The sequence below is a fragment of the Ralstonia sp. NFACC01 genome, assembly GCF_900115545.1.
In the GTDB taxonomy this organism is placed as follows: Bacteria; Pseudomonadota; Gammaproteobacteria; order Burkholderiales; family Burkholderiaceae; genus Ralstonia; species Ralstonia mojiangensis.
Genome location: NZ_FOWV01000001.1, coordinates 928,536 through 950,052, shown reverse-complemented (window position 1 = coordinate 950,052; position 21,517 = coordinate 928,536). Strand labels below are relative to the sequence as shown.

The following is a 21,517-nucleotide window of genomic DNA, read 5'->3' as shown; positions in this document are numbered from 1 at the left end:
CGTGTCCTGCCCGGCTAGCGCTGGAGGAGGCGCCGGCCAGGTTTTCGCTCCACTGGTCGTCTCATACATCACTACAACGAGACCATGACGACATTCACGCCCACCCTGGAGGCCCTGCGCGCGCGTTACGGCGAGCGCTTCAAGTGGCTTGTGCTGTTCACGCTGATGGTGGGCGCGGTGTCGTCCGTCATCTCGGCCACCATCGTCAACGTGGCGATTCCCGATCTGAGCCGACACTTCGTGCTCGGGCAGGAACGCGCGCAGTGGGTGTCGGCCAGCTTTATGGTGGCGATGACCTTGTCGATGCTGCTGACGCCCTGGCTGCTGCTGCGTTTCGGGCTGCGGCGCACGTTCATCGGGGCGTTGCTGTTCCTGGGCGTGGGTGGGCTGGCGGGCGGCCTGTCGCCCAATTACGAAGTGATGATCGCCATGCGGGTCGTGGAGGGCATTGCGGCCGGCATCATGCAGCCGCTGCCCAACATCTTGATCCTGCGCGTGTTTCCCGAACGGGAGCAGGGCAAGGCGTTTGGCCTGTTCGGCTTTGGCGTCGTGCTGGCGCCGGCCGTGGGCCCGAGCGTGGGTGGCTTCCTGGTGGAGCTGTTCGGCTGGCGCTCGATCTTCTTCGTGGTGATGCCGTTTACGCTGATCGGCTGGGCGATGGCGCGGCGCTTCATGGCTGTCAACTCGTCGATGGCGGGCGAGCCCAAGCCGCTTGACTGGCGCGGCCTGCTGCTCATCGGCGGCGCGACGGTCACGCTGCTCAACGGGCTGGTCGCGCTGCACAGTGATGCGATGCACGGCATCGTGCTGATGCTCGTATCAGCCGTGTGTGTCGCGGGCTTCGTATTCTGGCAGCAGCGGGTGGAGTCGCCCTTGCTGAACCTGCGCCTCTTCAGCTACCGACAGTTTGCGATGGGGGCGGTGGTGGCCTTCATTTACGGGGCAGGGCTGTACGGTTCGACGTATCTGGTGCCCGTGTATATGCAGGTAGCGCTGGCCTATGCACCGTCGCGCGCGGGGCTCGTGCTCTTGCCCGCCGGGCTGGTGCTAGCCGTGACGATCATGCTGGCGGGGCGGCTGACCAATCGCATCGAGCCGTTCCGGTTGGTCTCGTTCGGGCTGGCGGCGCTGGCGCTTTCGTTCTTCCTGATGGCAACCAACACGCGTGCCACCAGCTACCTGCTGTTGATTGCCATTGCCATCGTCGGACGGATCGGGCTCGGTTTCGTGCTGCCGTCGCTGAGCCTGGGTGCCATGCGCGGCGTCGATTTCACCTTGATCCCGCAAGGCTCCAGCGCCGTCAATTTCCTGCGTCAATTGGGCGGAGCGATCGGTGTGTCGGCCACGGGCATTTTTCTGCAATGGCGGCTCGCCGCGCGCGGTATCGAAACCGTGCATGGCGCTGCGGTCGACCCTGAGGCACGCATCCTGGCCTTCGACGAGACGTTCATCTTTCTCGGCACGCTGTGTGCACTGGCCGTGCTGGCTGCGTGGCGCATGCGCCGCCGAGAGCTGTCGTCCACCATTCCTGCAGCGCAATAAAAAACCGGGCGCGTAGCCCGGTTCTTCATTTGGCGATTCGACGCTCAGGTCGTTGCGCCGCTTTTCAGCTCTTCGACGAGGTCGATGTACTTTTGCTTGGCTTCGTCCTGCGACGTGCCCTTGAGGCCTTCCCACGCTTCAAATTTGTAGCGGCCGACGATGTCGGTAAAGCCCGGCTTGTCGCCATGCGCGTCACCTTCGGCGCCTTGCTTGTACAGCGCGTAGAGGCGCAGCAGCGTCATGTTGGCGGGGCGCTCGGAGAGGCCCTTGACATCGATTTGGGCTTGGTCGAAACGGGCTTGCAGGTCGCTCATGATGATTCCCGGCTGAAAACAATGGTCTGGCGATGATAGCGCCGGGGTTGTATGGCCGGGCCGTTTGAATTCGAGGATGGCTTCGGTTTTCCGGTCGATTTTTGGCGCGTTTTCCCCATGGGCGGCCACGGGTTTGCGCCTTCGGGCACCACACCAGCCGGTACAATGCCGCCATGCCCTGGATTCTTGCTTTCGACACCTCCACCGAGTTCTGCTCCGTCGCCCTTGGTGACGGCACGCGCACGCTGTTCCGTCATGAACACACCGGCCCGCGCTCCAGTGGCCGCGTGCTGCCGGCGGCTTCCGAATTGTTGGCCGAGGCGGGTATCGGCCTGGCCGATTGCGCGGCGATTGCCTTTGGCGCCGGCCCTGGTTCGTTCACCGGCCTGCGCACGGCGTGCGGCGTGGCGCAGGGTTTGGCGTTTGGTGCGGACTTGCCCGTCGTGCCAGTCAATTCCCTCGTCGCCTGCGCGGAACAGACGCGCGCAACATTGCCGGCCGGCACAGCCGTGACCATCGCCCTCGATGCGCGCATGGACGAGTGCTACTGGGCCAGCTTCGTGCCCGTTGATGCGGCGCAGGATGCCTCCGGCTGGCACGCGCTTTCCGCCATTCAGGTGAGTGGGCCGCAGAGCGTTGCCGCGCCGACGCAGCCTTACTGGCTGGCGGGCAATGCTGCTGCAGTGTTCGGCGATCAGTTGAGCATTGCGGCAGGTGCCGCCGCTGTGTTGCCGGAAGTCGCGCCGCACGCTCGCGAGATCATCGCCGTGGGTCTGCGCCTCTTGGCTGCCGGCCATACGGTGCGCCCCGAAGACGCGGCGCCGCTCTATGTGCGTGACAAGGTCGCGCTCACAATTGAAGAGCGGCAGGCTGTGCAGCAGGCCAAGGCTGCCGCCGCAGGTGCACAGCCATGAGCCTGATCGAGAACGCGCTGGCCGGTGTCATCGCGCAAGCGCCGTTGCCTGCGGGCTGGCGCGCCGAGCGCATGACCGCCCTCGATCTGGCGGGCGTCGCGGCGATCGAGCAGGCGGCGTTCACGTTTCCCTGGTCCCGCGGTAATTTTGAGGATTCGCTCAAGTCCGGCCACATCGGCATTGTTCTGCGTGACGGCGGCAACGAGGTCGCGGGCTACCTGATCCTCATGCCGGTGGTCGATGAGATGCACCTGCTCAATGTGACCGTTGCGCCGGCGTGGCAGCGGCAAGGGTTGGGCCGTTGGCTGCTGCGTCTGGCCACGGCACTCACGTTGGTGCATGGTTTCGGCAGCCTGCTGCTGGAAGTGCGCCCGTCCAATACCGGCGCGATTGCGCTGTATCACCGTATCGGGTTTGCGGAGATCGGCCGGCGCAAGCGCTATTACCCGGCCGAAAACAACACGCGCGAAGACGCGCTCGTCATGCGCATGGTGTGTGAGGCAAGCGGGGTGGAGGCTGCATGAATCGTCGATCACGAATGCTAGAAGCGCTGGGCGTTTCGACCGAATGGACATTGCGCGGCGCTGAGCCAACTGCATTGGAGACGGTCGAAGCTGTCGAGGCCGTTGCAGAGCCGGCTGCCGTGGGGGCTGAAGCCCCCGTGTTTGCCGCTGTGGAACCTGCGGCTGCCCGAGTCGAGCCCCTTGTCATGGACGCACCGCCGGATTCGGCCGCCCCGCGCGCCCAGCGCATCGCCGCATTCGATTGGGCGCAGCTAGAAGCCGCCGTTTCCAACTGCACATCGTGCAAGCTGTGCGAGCGCCGCACGAACACCGTTTTCGGTGTTGGCGATCGTCAGGCCGAATGGATGCTGATCGGTGAGGCGCCGGGCGAGCAGGAAGACAAGCAGGGCGAGCCGTTCGTCGGCCAGGCCGGCAAGTTGCTCGACAGCATGTTGCGATCGATCGGTCTGTCGCGCGAGAAGGGCGTTTTCATCGCCAACGTGCTCAAGTGCCGCCCGCCTGGCAATCGGGATCCGGAGCCGGACGAAGCGGCGATGTGCGATCCGTATCTCAAGCGTCAGATTGCGCTGGTCAAGCCGCGCATCATCGTTGTGCTGGGGCGCATTGCCGCGCAGAACCTGCTGCAGACGCAGACGCCTGTGGGCAAGCTGCGCGGTAAGGTGCATGAGGTGGAGGGCGTGCCCGTGGTGGTGACTTATCACCCGGCCTACCTGCTGCGCACGCTGACCGATAAGGCGCGTGCATGGGAAGACCTCTGCCTGGCGCGCAACATCTACACAGAGCGCGGGGGCCAGTAGGTGCCGGCCCGCAGGGCGGGCACTGCGTCAGTGGTGCTTGTCTTCGCCGATGAGCGCGGCGGTGTGAAAGAGCTTTTCGTTGACGCGATGCCGACGCATCACCAGCGCCATCGTCAGGCAGACGAAGATGCCGAACGATACGATCACCACGCCCACCGACACATTCAGCTTGATGAGCAGCGCGTACAGGCACAGCATCAGCAGCACAGACACATTCTCGTTAAAGTTCTGCACCGCAATCGAGTGTCCGGCTGAGAGCAACACGTGCCCGCGGTGCTGCAGCAGCGCGTTCATTGGCACCACGAAAAAGCCTGACATGGCGCCCACGATCATCAGGAACAGGTAGGCGATCATCATGTACAGCGGCAGCTTCATGTTGCCGATGTGGAACGTGATTTCCGGGATCGTGTGCTTGGTATAGAACGCCATCAGCATGACGACCGCGCCCATCGCAACGCCCACCGGCAGCACGTCGAGTGAGCGGCGCAGCGGGATTTTGACTGCCGCAGCCATGGCCCCGGCGGCCACCCCCACGGCCACGACAGCCTGCAGGATGGCGCCTTGCGAGAGGTTCAGTTCCAGCGATTGCTCAGCCCACTTCAGCACGATGAATTGCAGTGTGGCGCCGGCACCCCAGAACAGCGTCGTCACTGCCAGGGAGATCTGGCCCAGCTTGTCGTGCCACAGGGCATTGAAGCAGTCCGCAAACTCCGAAATGAGACGTACCGGGTTCTTTTCCTGCTGCGGATAGCGTGCGCCGGTATCGGGAATGCGCGTGTTGAACAGCGCCGCGATCAGGTAGATCACCATGATCACGAGCATGGCCGCCTCGGCCGGGGTGTCGATGCGCTCGAGCCCGGGGATGTCGAACGACAGCAGCCAGGCCGACACGTGATTGGAAATCAGCGCCCCACCGAGCACGGTGCCCAGGATGATGGAGCCGACGGTCAGGCCTTCGATCCAGCCATTGGCGGCGACAAGTTTTTCAGGGGGAAGCAGTTCGGTCAGGATGCCGTACTTGGCCGGCGAATACGCCGCCGCACCGAAGCCGACCACGCCATAGGCAAGCAACGGGTGCAGACCGGTAAGCATCACGCCACAACCGACCAGCTTGATGGCATTGGTGATCAGCATCACCTTGCCCTTGGGCCGGGAATCGGCGAATGCGCCCACGAAGGCGGCAAGTAGAACGTAAGAGAGTACGAAGAACAACTTGAGCAGCGGGGTCATCCACTGCGGCGCATGCATCTCTGTCAGAAGGGCGATGGCGGCAATAAGCAGCGCATTGTCGGCGAGCGACGAAAAAAACTGCGCCGCCATGATGGTGTAAAAGCCCTTCTTCATACCTTCGAATTCGTCCCCGTAGACCGCGGTGCCATGTTCGTCTTCACGTCTTGCCGGCAGCGTGCCGGCACACGGAAGCGCCCCCCGGAAGTGCCGGCCGAGCGATGCGTCGGCTGACCGGCCGCGCAGCGCACAGGTGCGCGGCCGCGGCCTTGAAGCCAGCGCCCGTGCGGGCTCCCCGGATTGTGGTTCCCTTGGACGGGGCCCGTCCGGTGCTGCAAGAGATGCATCGCCGGGCAACCGCGGGAATCTTTCACTGACAGGCGTTCGGGCCATGCGTTCCGCCCGCAGCTTGTTTTGGTCTCGCCTGTTTGCATGGTCAAACCAGATGTGACGTCGCCGCGCAAAAAGAAGTGGCTGGTGCCCAACTTTCTCCATGCCGGCAGCGCATCACGACGGTTTTCCCATGCCTAAATTGAACGGCTTTATATCACGAAACTTGTGCGCTTCCGGTGACGGCGGCGCACTTTCTTTTTTGGCACGCTCATGACAGGCGCGAACCAGTTGGCGTCCTGTGGTCAAATAGAACGCTCACCGCGTGAGGCCGGGCGCACGGCCCGCTCACAGCCTATTTGCCTGTTGCATTGCAGCACCGACGCCGCGCCACGAGCGCGCTATCGCATTCACGTTTTGCAGGTTTGCCGTCATGCCAAGACCCATCCAGGCCGTCATCCACGGCCCAGCACTTGCCAATAATCTCCAGGTTGCCCGCCGCCATGCGCCCAATTCGCGCGTGTGGGCTGTCGTCAAAGCCAACGCTTACGGCCACGGCATCGAACGCGTGTATGAAGGCTTGCGCCAGACCGATGGTTTCGGTCTGCTCGACCTGGACGAGGCCGTCCGCCTGCGCCAACTTGGGTGGCAGGGGCCGGTTCTCTTGCTCGAAGGTTTTTTCAAGCCGGAAGATCTGGCCATCGTCGAGCAGTACCGCCTGACCACCACCGTTCACTGCGAAGAGCAACTGCGCATGCTGGAACTGGCGCGCCTGAAAGGCCCCATCAGCGTGCAGCTCAAGATCAATACGGGGATGAGTCGTCTCGGCTTCGCGCCCGCCGCCTACCGCGCCGCATGGGAGCGCGCCCGCGCCATTTCGGGCGTCGGCACCATCGTCCACATGACGCATTTTTCCGATGCCGACGGCCCGCGAGGCATTGAGCATCAGCTCACCGCGTTTGAACAGGCCACGCATGGTTTGCCGGGCGAGGCGTCGCTCTCCAACTCCGCGGCTACGCTGTGGCATCCGAAGGCGCATCGCGACTGGGTGCGCCCGGGCGTGATCATGTACGGCGCATCGCCCACGGGCGTGGCGGCGGACATTGACGGCACCGGCCTGATGCCCGCCATGTCGCTCAAGAGCGAGCTGATCGCCATTCAGGATCTGCAGCCGGGCGCAACGATTGGCTACGGCTCCCGCTTTACCGTGGAGCATCCGATGCGCATCGGCATCGTCGCGTGCGGTTATGCCGACGGTTACCCGCGCCATGCGCCGGGCTGGGACGGCAACCATACGCCGGTGCTGGTCGATGGCGCACGCACGCACATCGTGGGCCGCGTGTCGATGGACATGATTACCGTTGACCTGACCGGCGTGCCCGAGGCGCGTGTCGGCACATCCGTCACGCTGTGGGGCGAAGGCTTGCCGATCGACGACGTCGCGCAGGCCTCCGGCACGGTTGGTTATGAGTTGATGTGTGCACTGGCGCCGCGCGTGCCCGTGTCGGTCGAACCGGTCAGCACGGCAGACGCCGGCGACCTGGGCAAGGCCGCTTGAGCGCGGCAACGTCAATACAAAAATCAAGCGGCTGCCGCCCACCCGCGGCGCCGTAAGCAGGGGGTTGTTTGGCCAAGAGCAAGACGGTCTATACGTGCACCGAGTGTGGGGGCACGGCGCCGAAATGGGCGGGGCAGTGCCCGAATTGCCAGCAGTGGAACACACTGGTAGAGACAGTCGCGCAGCCGACGTCCGGTGCCGGCGCGCGTTTCCAGTCGCTGGCATCGAGCGCAACGGTGCGCAAGCTGTCGGACATCGACGCGGTGGACGTGCCGCGCTTCTCCAGCGGCATCGACGAATTTGACCGCGTACTGGGCGGTGGCCTGGTCAGTGGCGGTGTGGTGCTGATCGGCGGTGATCCTGGCATCGGCAAATCGACGCTGTTGCTGCAGGCGTTGTCCAACCTGGCGGCCGATCGCCGGGTGCTGTATGTAAGCGGCGAAGAATCCGGCTCGCAGATCGCGCTGCGTGCGCGTCGCCTGGGCATCGAAAGCCCGAACCTCGCGCTGCTGGCAGAAATCCAGCTTGAGCGCATCCAGGCGACCATCGAGACGGAAAAGCCGGAAGTCGTCGTCATCGATTCGATCCAGACGCTGTATTCGGAGGCGCTGACTTCGGCGCCCGGCTCCGTGGCGCAGGTGCGCGAGTGCGCGGCGCAGCTGACGCGCATCGCCAAGCGGCTGGATGTGACCACCATTCTGGTCGGCCATGTGACCAAGGAAGGCGCGCTGGCGGGCCCTCGTGTGCTGGAACACATCGTTGATACGGTGCTGTATTTCGAGGGCGATACGCATTCGGCCTACCGGCTGGTGCGGGCGTTCAAGAACCGTTTCGGCGCCGTCAACGAACTGGGCGTGTTTGCGATGACGGAGCGTGGCCTGCGCGGCGTGGCCAATCCGTCGGCGCTGTTCCTGTCGCAGCACGAGCAAGTGGTGCCCGGCTCGTGCGTGTTGGTAACCCAGGAAGGCACGCGGCCGCTGCTGGTGGAAATCCAGGCGCTGGTGGACACGGCCAACGTGCCGAATCCGCGCCGTCTTGCGGTGGGCCTGGAGCAGAACCGCCTGGCGATGTTGCTGGCGGTGCTGCACCGCCACGCCGGCATTGCGTGCTTTGACCAGGATGTGTTCCTGAACGCGGTGGGCGGCGTGAAGATTACTGAACCGGCGGCGGACTTGGCGGTGCTGCTGGCAATCCATTCGTCGATGCGCAACAAGGCGCTGCCGCGTGGGCTGGTGGTCTTTGGCGAGATCGGTCTTGCAGGAGAAATCCGCCCCACGCCACGCGGCCAGGAGCGGTTGAAGGAAGCTGCCAAGCTGGGCTTCTCGATTGCCGTGATCCCGAAATCCAACGCCCCCAAGCAGGCAATCGACGGGCTGGAGGTCATCGCCGTTGAACGCATTGAGCAGGCCATCGACCGGGTGCGGGCGCTGGAGGCTTGATCGTTCAACATTTCGCAACGGTATCGCTCGTGTCATTTGAAAATGCGTGTGCCGTTGCGGTGCGATAATCCGCCAACTTTTCTCCACGACTCCTCTGAACTGACGCCGCCATGCAAGCCAACTCGCGCGCCTTTTTCCTGCTAATTGCCGTGATCTCCTTCGGGGTGGTCGGCTATGCGCTGTACCTGCAGCACGTTGAGGGGCTGCAGCCATGCCCGCTGTGCATCCTGCAGCGGTTTGCGTTCCTCGGCATCGGCGTGTTCTCGCTGCTGGCGGCGCTGTCGTCGGCCACGCGGCTGCTGTGGCATGGGCTGGGCATGCTGTCTGGCCTGGCCGGCCTGTGCGTCGCGGGGTATCACGTATCGCTGCTGCTGAACCCCAAGGCAACGTGCGGGATCGACCCGATCGAGAACTGGGTCAACGCGCTGCCGACTGCCAAATGGTTGCCGCAGGTGTTCGAAGCCGATGGCCTCTGCGTCGGGCCGATGCCGCCGGTGCTGGGCCTGTCGGTGCCCGTGTGGTCGCTGATCTGGCTGCTGATTCTTTCGCTGACGCTGGTGGTGGGGATGATCCGCCGCGAGCGCCGCTAAGCCGGAGCCGCGGATCATGCAACGCGTGCTGGTGAGTGCCTGCCTGCTGGGCCAACCGGTGCGCTATGACGGCGGCACGGTCGCTACCGAGGGCGGCATCCTGGCGCGCTGGCAGATGGAAGGGCGCATCGTGCCGATGTGCCCGGAGATGGCCGGCGGTTTGCCGGTGCCGCGTCTGCCTGCGGAAATTCACGGCGAAGGCGGTGGCCCTGCGGTCCTGCGCGGCGTGGCCCGTGTCGTCGAACACCACGGCCACGATGTCACCGAGGCCTTTGTGCGGGGTGCGCAACGCGCACTGGAAGCGGCGCAGGGGGCCGGCGTGCAAGTCGCCGTGCTTACCGAGCGAAGCCCGTCTTGCGGTTCTGCATTTCTCTACGACGGGACGTTTTCCAGCCAGCTGCAGCAAGGCGAGGGCGTGACGGCGGCGCTGCTGCGCCAACACGGCATCCGCGTGTTCAGCCAGCATCAACTGGAAGAAGCTGGGCGGCTGCTCGATGCGCTGGATCGTGCCGACTCGTCAGTCGGCAAACCTTAGCGGCAGGGCGAGCTGCACGGGCTCGCCGTTCTCCTTCACCACGCTGTTGCGCTCGACAAAGAGCGGATGTTGCAGGGCTTCTTCCATACGCAACACGGGCGTGACACAGCAATCGGCATCGGCAAAACGCGCTGTCCATTCGGCTTGCGTGGCGGTCAGGAAGAGCGCAGCCAGTTCATCGCGAATGGCCCGTGCCTCATCGCCGCCGACGCGTTGGCCAAGCGCCCAGTGCTGGTCTTTCCATGCGGGCTTGCTGATAACGTCGCACATCACCTGCCAGAACTTCAATTCGAGTGCACCGACGGCCATGAAGCGGTCGTCCGCCGTGCGATAGACGCCGTAGCACGGCACACCGCCATTGAGGAGGTCGCTGCCCGCTGGGCTGGCCTTGCCGCGTGTGCCGACGGCAAAGAACGCCATCAGGTTGTGCGCGAACACCGAATCCGTCATCGATACATCGACGTAGCGGCCGTGGCCCGTGGCGCGCGCATCGACCAGCGCGGCAAGGATGCCGACCACCGCCGTGAGCGCCCCGCCCAGCAGGTCGCCGATCTGCACGTTCGGGACGATGGGCATGCCGTCCGCGCTGGCGAGCTGATCGAGCATGCCCGCATAGCCGACGTAGTTGATGTCGTGCCCGGCGGCCTGCGCGAGGGGGCCGTCCTGGCCGTAGCCGCTGATCGAACACATGACGAGCGCCGGGTTGGCCGCACGCAGGGTGTCCCAGCCGACGCCGAGACGCGCCATGACGCCGGGGCGGAAGCTTTCGATCAGCACATCGGCGTGGCGCACGATTTCGATGAGGGCTTCGCGGTCTTCGGCGCGTTTCAGGTCGAGCCGCATTTCGGTCTTGCCGCGATTGAGCGAGCGGAAGAACAGGCTCGGGCGCTCGGCTGCGCGATCGGCGGAGGAGCGCATCATGTCGCGCGCGTAGTCGCCGGCGCCGGGGTCTTCGATCTTGATGACTTCTGCGCCGAGGTCGGCCAGGTGGCGTGTGGCGGCCGGGCCGGGCAGCAGGCGCGTGAGGTCGAGCACGCGCACGCCAGCCAGAGGCTGGTGCGTGGCGGTGTCCGGCGAGGGCGATGTCATCAACAGGTCTCCTTGGCCGGGCGCGCCAGCCTTAATTGATTTGTTCGAGTTGTTCGTGCAGCTCGAGCCAGCGCTCTTCGAGTTCGTCGAGTTCGGCGTTCAACTCCGCTTGGCGACGCAGGCTTTCCATCATGCGTGTTTTGTTGGCGTCTTCATACGCGGCGCCGTCGGCGAGGAAGGCTTCGAGTTCCGCCTTTTCCTTTTGCAGCGGCGCCATGCGTTTTTCGATCGCGTCGACGTTCTTTTGCAGCGGCTTGCGTAGCGCATTCAAGCGTTGACGTTCGGCGGCTTCTTCGCGCTTCTGGTCGCGGCGGTTGGTGGCAGGCGCGCCATCGGCATCGGCCGAAGCCGCCTGTGCGCCGGCGGCTGCGCGCTTGGCCGCGGCTTGTTTGAGTAGCCAGTCGCGGTAGTCGTCCAGATCGCCATCGAACGGAGCGACGGTGCCCTGGCCGACAAGCAGGAACTGGTCGGTCGTGGCGCGCAGCAGATGCCGGTCGTGCGAGACGAGGATCAGCGTGCCGTCAAACTGGGCGAGCGCCATCGTGAGCGCTTCGCGCGTGTCGAGATCCAGGTGGTTGGTCGGCTCGTCGAGCAGCAGCAGGTTGGGGCGCTGCCAGACGATCAGGGCGAGCGCCAGGCGCGCCTTCTCGCCGCCCGAGAACGGCTCGATGGGCGAGGTCGCCATGTCGCCGCGGAAGTTGAAGCTGCCGAGAAAGTCGCGCAGTTCCTGCTCGCGTACGTCGGGTGCCAGTCGCGCCAGATGCAGCAGCGGCGAGGCGTGATCGTCCAACGTTTCGAGCTGGTGCTGGGCGAAGTAGCCGATCTGCAGCCCCTTGCCGCGCCGGATCGTGCCGGACAGCGGCGCCAGCGTTTCCGCCAGCGTTTTCACCAGCGTCGACTTGCCCTGGCCGTTGGCGCCCAGCAGGCCGATGCGCTGGCCGGTCTGGATCGAGAACGTCAGGTGTTTGAGGATGGTGATGGGCTCGTCAACGCTCGGGCCGGGATAGCCGCAATCGACGCCTTCAAACGTAAGCATCGGGTTGGGCGCCGCCTCAGGCTCGCGGAATTCAAACGAGAAGCCCGCCGCCGCATGCACGGGCGCGAGACGCTCCATGCGCTCCAGCGCCTTGACGCGGCTCTGCGCCTGCTTGGCCTTGCTGGCCTTGGCCTTGAAGCGCGTGATGAACGATTCGAGATGCGCGATCTGTTTTTGCTGCCGCGCGTACGACGCTTCCTGCAGCGCCATCTGCTGCAGGCGTTGCGTCTCGAACTGCGTGTAGTTGCCGCCGTAGCGCTTGAGCTTCTGGTGCTCGATATGCAGCGTGACGTTGCAGACGCCGTCGAGGAATTCTCGATCGTGCGAAATCATCACCAGCGTGCCGGCGTAGCGCGACAGCCAGTCTTCCAGCCAAACCACCGCGTCCAAATCCAGGTGGTTGGTCGGCTCGTCGAGCAGCAGCAGGTCGGATGGACACATCAGCGCCTGCGCCAGATTCAGACGCATGCGCCAGCCGCCGGAGAAGCTCGCCACCGGCTGCGTGGTCTGCGCCATCGTGAAACCGAGGCCGAGCAGCAGCGCCTGCGCGCGTGCCGGGGCGGTGTAGCCGTCGGCATCGGCGAAAGCGGTGTGGGCTTCGGCCTGCGCGTGGCCGTCGTGCGCGGCTTCGGCTGCTGCTAGGCGGCGTTCGATGTCGCGCAGGCGGGTGTCGCCGTCGAGTGTGTAGTCGAGCGCGCTGCGGTCCACTGCCGGCGTTTCCTGCGCCACGTGGGCGACCTGCCAGGTTGGCGGGATGGCGACTTCGCCGCCATCGGCATGCAGCTCGCCGCGCAGCATGGAAAACAGCGTGGATTTGCCGCTGCCGTTTACGCCGACAAGGCCGACCCGTTCACCGGGGTTGAGTGTGGCGGTGGCGTGGTCGAACAGCACCTTGGTGCCACGCTGGAGGACGAGGTCGTCGAATCGGATCACGAAAAACTGCGCTTGAAGGCAAATCGGAGAAGGGTGCGATTGTAGCGTGCTGCGTCGCACGATCCTGGCGCACCGCCGGCGTTTGGACTGGTGCATTGCACCGTGACGAGGCCACGCTCGCCCTCGATCCGTGCGCGGGCCTTCGACCTAGGGAAAACCATAAGTCCCTGTGAAAGTTTTTTTCTTTACATGGCCGATTCGTGAAAATACATTTACACAAAATTTTCACGGCCCAGGAACATGGCGAAATCCACCAGCAAGCGTACGGATGTGTCGAAAGGCGCATTTGCCGCAGATGCGACGGTCTCCGAGCGCATTGGAGCGGCCCTGGCCACGCTCACGCCCGCGCACCAGCGCATGGCGGAATACGTGCTGGCGAATCCGTTCCGCGCTGCCACCATGCGCATCGACGAGTTTGCCGCCGCGGTGGACATGTCGATTGCCACGGCCAACCGCTTTGCGCTCGCGCTGGGCTTTGACGGCTATCCGCAGTTCCGTGCCGGGCTGCTGCGCGGCTTCGAAGCGACGCTCGCGCCGGTAGAGAAACTGCGCCACGAGCTGGCACGCCCGGCCACCAGCGCGGAGATCTTCGCCGCCTCGCTCAACGAAGACATCGCCAATCTTGACGCTACGCGCCGCATGCTTGACGCGGCGGCATGCGAACGCGCGGTCGACGCCATCCTCGGCGCACAGCGCATCTACGTGATGGGCTTTGGCGCCAGCGGCTATCTGGCGGGGCTGCTGCGCCATGGGCTCGATCTTTACTGCGACACGGTGATCTCCGTTTCGCAGCCGGGCGGCGCATCCGATGCAGCGCGCCAACTGCGCAAGATCGGACCGAAGGATCTGCTGATCGCCATCGCTTTCCCGCGTTATGCGGCGGACACCATCACGCTGGCCAAGCAGGCCGGCAAGCAAGGCTGCCAGCTGCTGGCGCTGACCGACAGCCCCACATCGCCGCTCGCCCCGCTGGCCGACATTGCGTTGTATGCGCGGCCGGAGCGGCAGTTCTCGGCCACGTCGGACACGGCTGCCGTGGCGCTGTTCGAGGCGCTGTGCGGCGCGGTGGCGCATCGCTCGGCGCATTCGCTGGAATCGGCCGAACGCCTGACTGAATTCGTGCTGCCGTGGCTGCATACCGCCCCGGCGCCGCGCGCCAACGACGCCGCGAACGCTCCCGGCACACCGACGACCACCCGACGCGGCCGCAAACGCACCGCTGAAAACTGATTTACATCGAGCCACGCATGACTACGCCCATCCTCGCCATTCACGGCGGCGCCGGCACCATCACCCGTACGGCCATGAGTGCCGACAAGGAAGCCGCCTACCAGCAGGCGCTGAACGACATCCTGGCCGCAGGGCAGCGCATCCTCGTGGATGGCGGCAGCGCCCTGGATGCTGTGACCGAAGCCGTGCGCCTGCTCGAAGAGTGCCCGCTGTTCAACGCCGGCAAGGGCGCGGTGCTGACCAGTGCCGGCACCTACGAGCTCGATGCGTCGATCATGGACGGCGCCACGCTGGCGGCCGGCGCAGTCACCTGCGTCAAGCGCCTGCGCAATCCGATTCTCGCGGCCCGCGCGGTGATGGAGCGCAGCGAACACGTGCTGTTCACCTCCGAAGGCGCCGAGGCTTTCGCGCAAGCGCAGGGCCTGGAGTTTGTCGAGCCGGATTACTACTACACCGAAGCGCGCTACGCCCAATGGCAGCGCGCCCGCCAGCAAGACGGTATGGCGCTGCTCGATCACGATGCCGCGTCGCTCATGGCCAAAGAGGCTGCACCCATCGACCCGGACAACAAGTTCGGCACCGTGGGCGCCGTGGCATGCGACGCGCAAGGGCGCCTGGCGGCTGCCACCTCCACGGGCGGCGTCACCAACAAGAAGGTCGGCCGGGTGGGCGATACGCCCATCGTTGGCGCCGGTTGCTTTGCGAACAACGTCGCGGCGGTGTCGTGCACCGGCACGGGCGAGATGTTCATCCGCGCCGTGGCTGCCTACGACGTTGCCGCGCAGATGGAATACGTCGGCAAGTCACTGGCCGATGCAACCGACGACGTGGTCATGCGCAAGCTGATGGCCATCAACGGCCGCGGCGGGCTGATTGCCGTGGACACGCAAGGCAACGTCGCGTTGCCGTTCAACACAGAAGGGATGTACCGCGGGTTCGCACGCGGCGCGCAAGCGCCTGTCGTGTCGATCTATCGGTAAGAGGCCGAAGCCGCCAGGCAGGACAGCAGGAGATTTTTCGTGACAGCAACCAAACAGCCGAGTGCCAACAGCGTCATTGCGATGCCCGATCAGCGCATCGTGCAAGTGCAAGACCTGAGCGTGCGCTTTGCCACGTCTGAGCGCGTGGTCGACGCGGTGCGCAATCTGTCGTTCCACGTCGACCGGGGCGAGACGCTGGCTGTGGTGGGCGAATCGGGCTCGGGCAAGTCGGTGACGTCGCTGGCGCTGATGCGGCTGGTGGAGCACGGCGGCGGCAAGATCGTTGGGGGGCAGATGCATCTGCGCCGCCGCAACGGCGAAGTGCTGGACTTGGCCAACGCCAGCCCGGCGGCCATGCGCGGCGTGCGCGGCGCCGACATCGCGATGATCTTCCAGGAGCCGATGACCTCGCTCAACCCGGTGTTCACCGTGGGCGAGCAGATTGCCGAATCGATCCGCCTGCACCAGGGCAAGCCCGCCAGCGAAGCCAAGGCCGAGGCGCTGCGCATGCTGGAGCTGGTGCGCATTCCGGAAGCGCGCAATGTGCTGGGGCGCTATCCGCACCAATTGTCGGGCGGTATGCGCCAGCGCGTGATGATTGCGATGGCGCTTTCATGCAAACCGTCGTTGCTGATTGCGGATGAGCCGACCACCGCGCTGGACGTGACTATCCAGGCGGAAATCCTGCAACTGATTCGCGCGCTGCAGCAGGAGCTGCACATGGCGGTCGTGTTCATCACGCATGACATGGGTGTGGTGGCGGAAGTGGCCGACCGCGTGCTCGTGATGTACAAGGGCGACCGCGTTGAAGAGGGCCCATCGGCTACCGTCTTCGCGCAGCCCGCGCATCCGTACACGCGTGCGCTGCTGTCAGCTGTGCCGCGCTTGGGCTCGATGCAAGGCACCGATGGCCCCGCGCGTTTTCCGCTGTTGCGGGTGGACGGCACGTCCGCCGCGGTGGATACGACGCCGCAACCGGCAGCGTCGCACGATGTGCAACCCATTTTGCGTGTGCGTGATCTCGTCACGCGCTTTGACGTGCCCACGGGCATCTTCGGCCGCGTCACGCGCCGGGTGCATGCGGTGGAGCAGGTCAGTTTTGATCTCTACCCTGGTGAGACGCTGGCGCTGGTCGGCGAATCGGGCTGCGGCAAGTCGACGACGGGACGGTCGCTCTTGCGTCTGGTGGAGTGCCAGAGTGGCAGCATCGAATTTGCCGGCCAGAACATCGGCGAGTTGAAGGGGCCCGCGCTCCAGACGCTTCGCCGAAACATCCAGTTCATCTTCCAGGACCCATTCGCCTCGCTGGACCCGCGCGTACCGGTCGGCTACTCCATCATGGAGCCGCTGCTGGTGCACAAGGTGGCCTCCGGCAAAGAGGCGCAGCAACGCGTGGAATGGCTGCTCGACAAGGTGGGCCTGCAGGCCGCGCATGCGTCGCGCTATCCGCACGAGTTCTCCGGCGGGCAGCGCCAGCGCATCTGCATTGCGCGCGCGCTGGCATTGAACCCGAAGGTGGTGATTGCCGACGAGTCGGTGTCCGCGCTGGACGTGTCGATCCAGGCGCAGATCGTCAACCTGATGCTCGACCTGCAGAAGGAGTTTGGCGTCGCGTTCCTGTTCATCTCGCACGACATGGCGGTGGTGGAGCGCATCAGCCATCGCGTGGCGGTGATGTATCTCGGCCAGATCGTCGAGATCGGCCCGCGCCGCGCAATCTTCGAAAACCCGCAGCATCCCTACACGAAGAAGCTGATGTCGGCCGTGCCGATTGCAGACCCGGCGCGCCGCCATCTGAAGCGAGAACTCTCCACGCACGAAATTCCCAGCCCGATCCGTGCCATTGGCGACATGCCGGTGGTGCAGCCGTTGGTGCAAGTGGCGCCAGACCACTTTGTTGCCCGCCATTCGATTGGCGGCGCGTATTGAAAGCAATGAAGAACGCAGTGAAGTCAAAAACTTCTTTGAGGAGGAAGGACATGTTCAATCGATTCTCTTTTGCCCCGCGCGCAGCCATGGTTGCCAGCGGCCTGGCGCTGGCGGCATTCACCATGCCGGCCTTTGCCGCCAAGGACGCCGTGATGGCGGTCTACTCGACCTTCACCACGATGGACCCGTACGACGCCAACGACACGCTGTCGTTCAGCGCCGCCAAATCGTTCTATCAAGGGCTGTTCGGCTTCGACAAGGACATGAAGCTGGTCAACGTGCTGTGCGACAGCTACGAAGTCAGCAAGGATGGCCTGGTCTATACGTTCAAGCTGCACAAGGGCGTGAAGTTCCACGACGGCACCACGTTTGATGCCAACGCCGTCAAGGCCAACCTGGACCGCGTGACCGACCCGGCCAACAAGCTCAAGCGTTTCGTGCTGTTCAACCGCGTGGCCAAAACCGAAGTGGTTGACCCGTACACCGCACGCGTGACGCTCAAGGAGCCGTTCTCGCCGTTCATCAACGTGCTGGCCCACCCGTCGGCGGCCATGATTTCGCCCACGGCGCTCAAGAAGTACGGCAAGGACATCGCTTTCCATCCGGTTGGCACGGGCCCGTTTGAATTTGTCGAGTGGAAGCAGACCGATTACCTGAAGGGCAAGAAGTTCGACGGCTACTGGAAGCACGGCCTGCCGAAGGTCGACACCATCACCTGGAAGCCGGTGGTCGACAACAACACGCGCGCCACCATCATGCAGACGGGCGAGGCCGACTTCGCGTTCACGATTCCGTTCGAGCAGGCTGCGGTGCTCAAGAGCAGCCCGAAGGTTGACCTGATTGCAGCGCCGTCGATCATCCAGCGCTATGTCAGCTTCAACACCAAGGTGAAGCCGTTCGATAACCCCAAGGTGCGTCAGGCCATCAACTACGCCATTAATAAGGATGCGCTGACCAAGGTGGCGTTTGCGGGTTACGCCGTGCCGGCCGAAGGGGTGGTGCCGCCGGGCGTGGATTACTCCGTCAAGCTGGGCCCGTGGCCGTACAACCCGGCGAAGGCCAAAGAGTTGCTGAAGGAAGCCGGCTATCCGGACGGCTTCGAGACGCAACTGTGGTCGGCCTATAACCACACGACCGCACAAAAGATCATCCAGTTCGTGCAGCAGCAACTGGCCCAGGTCGGCATCAAGACTTCGGTGCTGGCGCTGGAAGCCGGCCAGCGCGTCGAGCGCGTGGAAAGCGTGCCCAAGCCGGAAGACGCCGGCGTGCGCATGTACTACGCAGGCTGGTCGTCGTCTACGGGTGAGTCGGATTGGGCGCTGCGTCCGTTGCTGGCATCCGAAGCCATGCCGCCCAAGTCGTTCAACACCGCGTACTACAAGAACGAGCAGGTGGATGCCGACATCGCCGGCGCACTGCGCACGACCGATCGCGCTGAAAAGTCGAAGCTCTACACCGATGCTCAGAAGCGCATCTGGGAAGACGCACCGTGGGCCTTCCTGGTGACGGAGAAGATCGTCTACGCGCGCTCGAAGCGTCTGTCGGGTGCCTACGTGGCACCGGATGGTTCGTTCAGCTTCGACGACATCGACATCAAGCAATAAGTCTCATTGCCGTACCGGCCCGCGCACCTGTTGCGCGGGCCATTGAATTGCCGCCTGCGGTGGATTTGCCATGCTGAACTACTTCATTAAACGTGTGCTGGGCGTGATCCCGACACTGCTGATCGTGGCAGTGTTGGTGTTCCTGTTCGTGCACCTGTTGCCGGGCGACCCGGCGCGACTGGCTGCGGGCCCCGAAGCGGACCCGGCCACCGTCGAGCTGGTCCGTGCTGACCTCGGGCTTGATAAGCCGATGCACGAGCAGTTCGTGCGCTTCTTCGCCAACGCGCTGCGCGGCGAGTTCGGCAACTCGATCCGCACCAAGCGACCGGTGAGCGAAGAGATTGGCGAGCGCTTCTGGCCCACGCTCAACCTGACGATTGCCAGCATGGTCTGGGCGGTGATCTTCGGCATGGTGATCGGCATCACGTCTGCCGTATGGCGCAACAAGTGGCCGGACCGTCTGGGCATGACGCTCGCCGTGTCCGGCATCTCGTTCCCCGCATTCGCGCTGGGCATGCTGTTCATGGAAGTCTTCTCGGTGCAGCTCGGCTGGCTTCCGTCCATCGGTGCGGACACCTGGAAGCACTACGTCCTGCCGTCGCTCACGCTGGGCGCTGCGGTGGCCGCCGTGATGGCGCGCTTCACGCGTGCATCGTTTGTGGAAGTGCTGCAGGAAGATTTCGTGCGCACCGCCCGTGCCAAGGGCGTGCGCGAGACGGTAGTGGTCATCAAGCATTGCCTGCGCAATGCGATGATCCCGGTCGTGACGATGATGGGCCTGCAGTTCGGCTTTCTGCTGGGCGGCTCGATCGTCGTGGAAAAGGTGTTCAACTGGCCGGGCCTCGGTCGCCTGCTGGTGGATGCGGTGGAGATGCGCGACTACCCGGTCATCCAGGCCGAGGTGCTGCTGTTCTCGCTGGAGTTCATCCTGATCAACCTGGTGGTGGACATGCTGTACACCGTGATCAACCCGACCATCCGCTACAAGAAGTAAGGAGACGGCCATGACCCAGGTAACCAGTCCGGCCGTTGTGCCGCAAGCCGCCAGCGAACCTGTCCGCACCCCGTGGACCGAATTCTGGCGCAAGTTCCGCAAGCAGCATCTGGCGATGGGCGCCGGTGTGTTCGTGATCGCGCTGGCGGTGATCGCCATCCTCGCGCCGCACATCGTGCCGTTCGACCCGGAAAACTATTTCGATTACGACGCGCTCAACGCGGGCCCGTCGGCGCAGCATTGGTTCGGCGTCGATTCGCTGGGCCGCGACATCTTCAGCCGCATCCTGATGGGCACGCGCATCTCGCTGGAAGCGGGCTTCGTGTCGGTCATCATCGGCGCCATCGTGGGCACCATGCTCGGCCTGCTGGCCGGCTACTACGAAGGGTGGTGGGACCGCATCGTCATGCGCATTTCCGACGTGCTGTTCGCCTTCCCCGGCATTCTGCTGGCCATCGGCATCGTGGCCATCCTGGGCAACGGCATGATCAACGTGATCTTCGCCGTGGCGGTGTTCAGCATTCCAGCATTTGCGCGGCTGGTGCGCGGCAATACGCTCATGCTCAAGCACCTGACGTATGTGGAAGCCGCACGCAGCATCGGCGCATCCGACTGGACAATCATCATGCGGCACATCCTGCCGGGCACGATTTCGTCCATCGTCGTGTACTTCTCGATGCGGATCGGTACCTCGATCATCACCGCGGCGAGCCTCTCGTTCCTGGGCCTGGGCGCCCAGCCGCCCACGCCGGAGTGGGGCGCGATGCTCAACGAGGCGCGCGCCGACATGGTGACCGCGCCGCATGTGGCCATCTTCCCGAGCCTGGCCATCTTCCTGACCGTGCTGGCATTCAACCTGCTGGGCGACGGCCTGCGCGATGCGCTGGATCCGAAGATCGATCGCCGCTGAGTTGGTTCGCATGTCTTTGAGCCTTCCGCACATTGGCGCTCTGCCGGCCGGCACACGCAACAGCATCACCGACGTGGCTGGCGTCGCCGTCGGCCACGCCACGATTGCCGGCGGCGACATCCAGACCGGCGTGACCGTGGTACGCCCGCACGCCGGGGACCCGTTCCTCGACAAGGTGCCGGCCGCCAGCGTCGTACTTAACGGCTTCGGCAAGAGCATCGGCCTGGTGCAGGTGGATGAGCTGGGCGTGCTGGAAACGCCGATTGCGCTGACCAACACGTTTGCCGTGGGCGCCGTGGCGCAGGCGCAGATCCGCCAGGCGGTTGCGGCCAACCCGCAGATCGGTCGCGCATGGTCGACCGTCAATCCGCTCGTCTTCGAATGCAACGACGGCTACCTGAACGACCTGCAAGCATTTGCTGTGCAGGATGTGCACTACGATGCGGCCTGCGCTGCGGCAGCCGAAACGTTCGAGCAGGGCGCGGTGGGGGCAGGGCGGGGGATGTCCTCGTTTGGCGTGAAAGGTGGTATCGGCTCGGCTTCGCGCGTGGTGACGCTCGCCGACGGCGCGCAGCGCACGGTCGGCGCGCTGGTGCTGTCCAACTTTGGTGTGACGGAAAACCTGACGCTTGCTGGGCGCCACGTCGGTGCGGCGCTAGCGAAAGCGCTGGCCGCCGGCACACCGGAGCCGGAGAAGGGCTCGATCATCATGCTGCTTGCCACCGACGCGCCGCTCGACGCGCGCCAGTTGCGCCGCCTCGCTTTGCGCGCGGGCGCCGGTCTGGCACGCACCGGGTCCGTCTTCGGCCATGGCAGCGGCGACATCGCGCTGGCATTCTCCACCGCATACACCGTGCCGCACGAAGGCAGCCGCGCCATGCCGGCCGTCGCCATGACACACGAATCGCACCTCGACCCGCTGTTCCAGGCCGCCGCCGACAGCGTCGAACAAGCCATCGCGCACGCGCTGTTCCACGCGACGGCCGTCACCGGCCGCGACGGCAACACGCGCCGCGCACTGACCGAATTGCTCTGACCTGAC

General features: G+C 64.7%; 19 protein-coding genes. 15 read left to right on the top strand and 4 right to left on the bottom strand.

Translation table 11 applies throughout. From position 1 onward, the window contains the following. The first annotated feature begins 84 nt into the window (after positions 1-84). Positions 85-1,542, top strand: coding sequence for a DHA2 family efflux MFS transporter permease subunit (locus tag BM136_RS04510; RefSeq protein WP_092970616.1), 1,458 nt, complete (start codon positions 85-87; stop codon positions 1,540-1,542). Between the two features lie 44 nt (positions 1,543-1,586). On the opposite strand, the gene BM136_RS04505 is transcribed toward BM136_RS04510, so the two are convergent. Beyond that, complete coding sequence (locus BM136_RS04505) at positions 1,587-1,856, bottom strand: acyl-CoA-binding protein (protein ID WP_004626591.1); 270 nt, start codon at positions 1,854-1,856, stop codon at positions 1,587-1,589. Between the two features lie 173 nt (positions 1,857-2,029). On the opposite strand from BM136_RS04505, the gene tsaB reads away from it, so the two are divergent. From tsaB to BM136_RS04490, 3 genes are read left to right on the top strand one after another with little or no spacing between them, the layout of a single operon-like run. After that, positions 2,030-2,770, top strand: coding sequence for a tRNA (adenosine(37)-N6)-threonylcarbamoyltransferase complex dimerization subunit type 1 TsaB (gene tsaB / locus BM136_RS04500; protein WP_092970614.1), 741 nt, complete (start codon positions 2,030-2,032; stop codon positions 2,768-2,770). Continuing rightward, positions 2,767-3,294, top strand: a complete 528-nt coding sequence (gene rimI, locus BM136_RS04495; RefSeq protein WP_092970612.1) for a ribosomal protein S18-alanine N-acetyltransferase — start codon at positions 2,767-2,769, stop codon at positions 3,292-3,294. Before tsaB ends, rimI begins: the two co-directional genes overlap by 4 nt. Further along, on the top strand, positions 3,291-4,091 hold the full coding sequence (locus BM136_RS04490) for a uracil-DNA glycosylase (RefSeq protein WP_092970610.1): 801 nt from the start codon (positions 3,291-3,293) through the stop codon (positions 4,089-4,091). Before rimI ends, BM136_RS04490 begins: the two co-directional genes overlap by 4 nt. A 27-nt stretch (positions 4,092-4,118) precedes the next feature. Here BM136_RS04490 and lplT read toward each other — a convergent pair whose 3' ends face one another. Beyond that, entirely contained in the window at positions 4,119-5,435 is a 1,317-nt protein-coding gene (gene lplT, locus BM136_RS04485; protein WP_092970608.1) for a lysophospholipid transporter LplT, read from the bottom strand. A gap of 646 nt (positions 5,436-6,081) precedes the next feature. Between lplT and alr the strand changes: the two genes are divergently transcribed. The 4 genes from alr to BM136_RS04465 all read left to right on the top strand — a co-directional run bounded on the left by alr (position 6,082) and on the right by BM136_RS04465 (position 9,770). Beyond that, positions 6,082-7,206 carry an alanine racemase gene (alr, locus tag BM136_RS04480; RefSeq protein ID WP_092970606.1) on the top strand — a complete coding sequence of 375 codons (1,125 nt, stop codon included), beginning with the start codon at positions 6,082-6,084 and terminating at the stop codon, positions 7,204-7,206. A 68-nt stretch (positions 7,207-7,274) separates the two neighbouring features. Next, positions 7,275-8,645 carry a DNA repair protein RadA gene (gene radA / locus BM136_RS04475; protein ID WP_092970604.1) on the top strand — a complete coding sequence of 457 codons (1,371 nt, stop codon included), beginning with the start codon at positions 7,275-7,277 and terminating at the stop codon, positions 8,643-8,645. A 110-nt stretch (positions 8,646-8,755) separates the two neighbouring features. Beyond that, positions 8,756-9,235 carry a disulfide bond formation protein B gene (locus BM136_RS04470; RefSeq protein ID WP_012761867.1) on the top strand — a complete coding sequence of 160 codons (480 nt, stop codon included), beginning with the start codon at positions 8,756-8,758 and terminating at the stop codon, positions 9,233-9,235. Between the two features lie 16 nt (positions 9,236-9,251). Further along, the gene (locus BM136_RS04465; protein ID WP_092970602.1) at positions 9,252-9,770 is read left to right on the top strand and encodes a 2-thiouracil desulfurase family protein; all 519 of its coding nucleotides are present in this window, start codon (positions 9,252-9,254) and stop codon (positions 9,768-9,770) included. Here BM136_RS04465 and BM136_RS04460 read toward each other — a convergent pair. Together BM136_RS04460 and BM136_RS04455 are read right to left on the bottom strand one after the other, a co-directional pair. Further along, positions 9,753-10,859 (bottom strand): CaiB/BaiF CoA transferase family protein, encoded by a 1,107-nt coding sequence (locus BM136_RS04460; RefSeq protein WP_092970600.1) that lies wholly within the window; start codon positions 10,857-10,859, stop codon positions 9,753-9,755. The two genes, BM136_RS04465 and BM136_RS04460, sit on opposite strands and share 18 nt — an antisense overlap. Positions 10,860-10,890: 31 nt before the next feature. Continuing rightward, entirely contained in the window at positions 10,891-12,828 is a 1,938-nt protein-coding gene (locus BM136_RS04455) for an ATP-binding cassette domain-containing protein (protein WP_092970598.1), read from the bottom strand. A 240-nt stretch (positions 12,829-13,068) separates the two neighbouring features. On the opposite strand from BM136_RS04455, the gene BM136_RS04450 reads away from it, so the two are divergent. The 7 genes from BM136_RS04450 (at position 13,069) to BM136_RS04420 (ending at position 21,511) form a co-directional block, all read left to right on the top strand. Then, positions 13,069-14,058 (top strand): MurR/RpiR family transcriptional regulator, encoded by a 990-nt coding sequence (locus tag BM136_RS04450; protein WP_092970596.1) that lies wholly within the window; start codon positions 13,069-13,071, stop codon positions 14,056-14,058. A gap of 17 nt (positions 14,059-14,075) precedes the next feature. Continuing rightward, a complete protein-coding gene (locus tag BM136_RS04445) occupies positions 14,076-15,038 on the top strand; it encodes an isoaspartyl peptidase/L-asparaginase family protein (protein WP_092970594.1) in 963 nt (320 codons plus the stop codon). A 39-nt stretch (positions 15,039-15,077) separates the two neighbouring features. Beyond that, entirely contained in the window at positions 15,078-16,967 is a 1,890-nt protein-coding gene (locus BM136_RS04440; protein ID WP_092970592.1) for a dipeptide ABC transporter ATP-binding protein, read from the top strand. Positions 16,968-17,017: 50 nt separating this feature from the next. Then, the gene (gsiB, locus tag BM136_RS04435; RefSeq protein ID WP_092970590.1) at positions 17,018-18,571 is read left to right on the top strand and encodes a glutathione ABC transporter substrate-binding protein GsiB; all 1,554 of its coding nucleotides are present in this window, start codon (positions 17,018-17,020) and stop codon (positions 18,569-18,571) included. Between the two features lie 70 nt (positions 18,572-18,641). After that, entirely contained in the window at positions 18,642-19,565 is a 924-nt protein-coding gene (gene gsiC / locus BM136_RS04430; RefSeq protein ID WP_092970588.1) for a glutathione ABC transporter permease GsiC, read from the top strand. 10 nt (positions 19,566-19,575) lie between these two features. After that, entirely contained in the window at positions 19,576-20,475 is a 900-nt protein-coding gene (gene gsiD / locus BM136_RS04425; protein WP_092970586.1) for a glutathione ABC transporter permease GsiD, read from the top strand. 10 nt (positions 20,476-20,485) lie between these two features. Next, positions 20,486-21,511, top strand: a complete 1,026-nt coding sequence (locus BM136_RS04420; RefSeq protein ID WP_092970584.1) for a DmpA family aminopeptidase — start codon at positions 20,486-20,488, stop codon at positions 21,509-21,511. Positions 21,512-21,517: the final 6 nt, after the last annotated feature.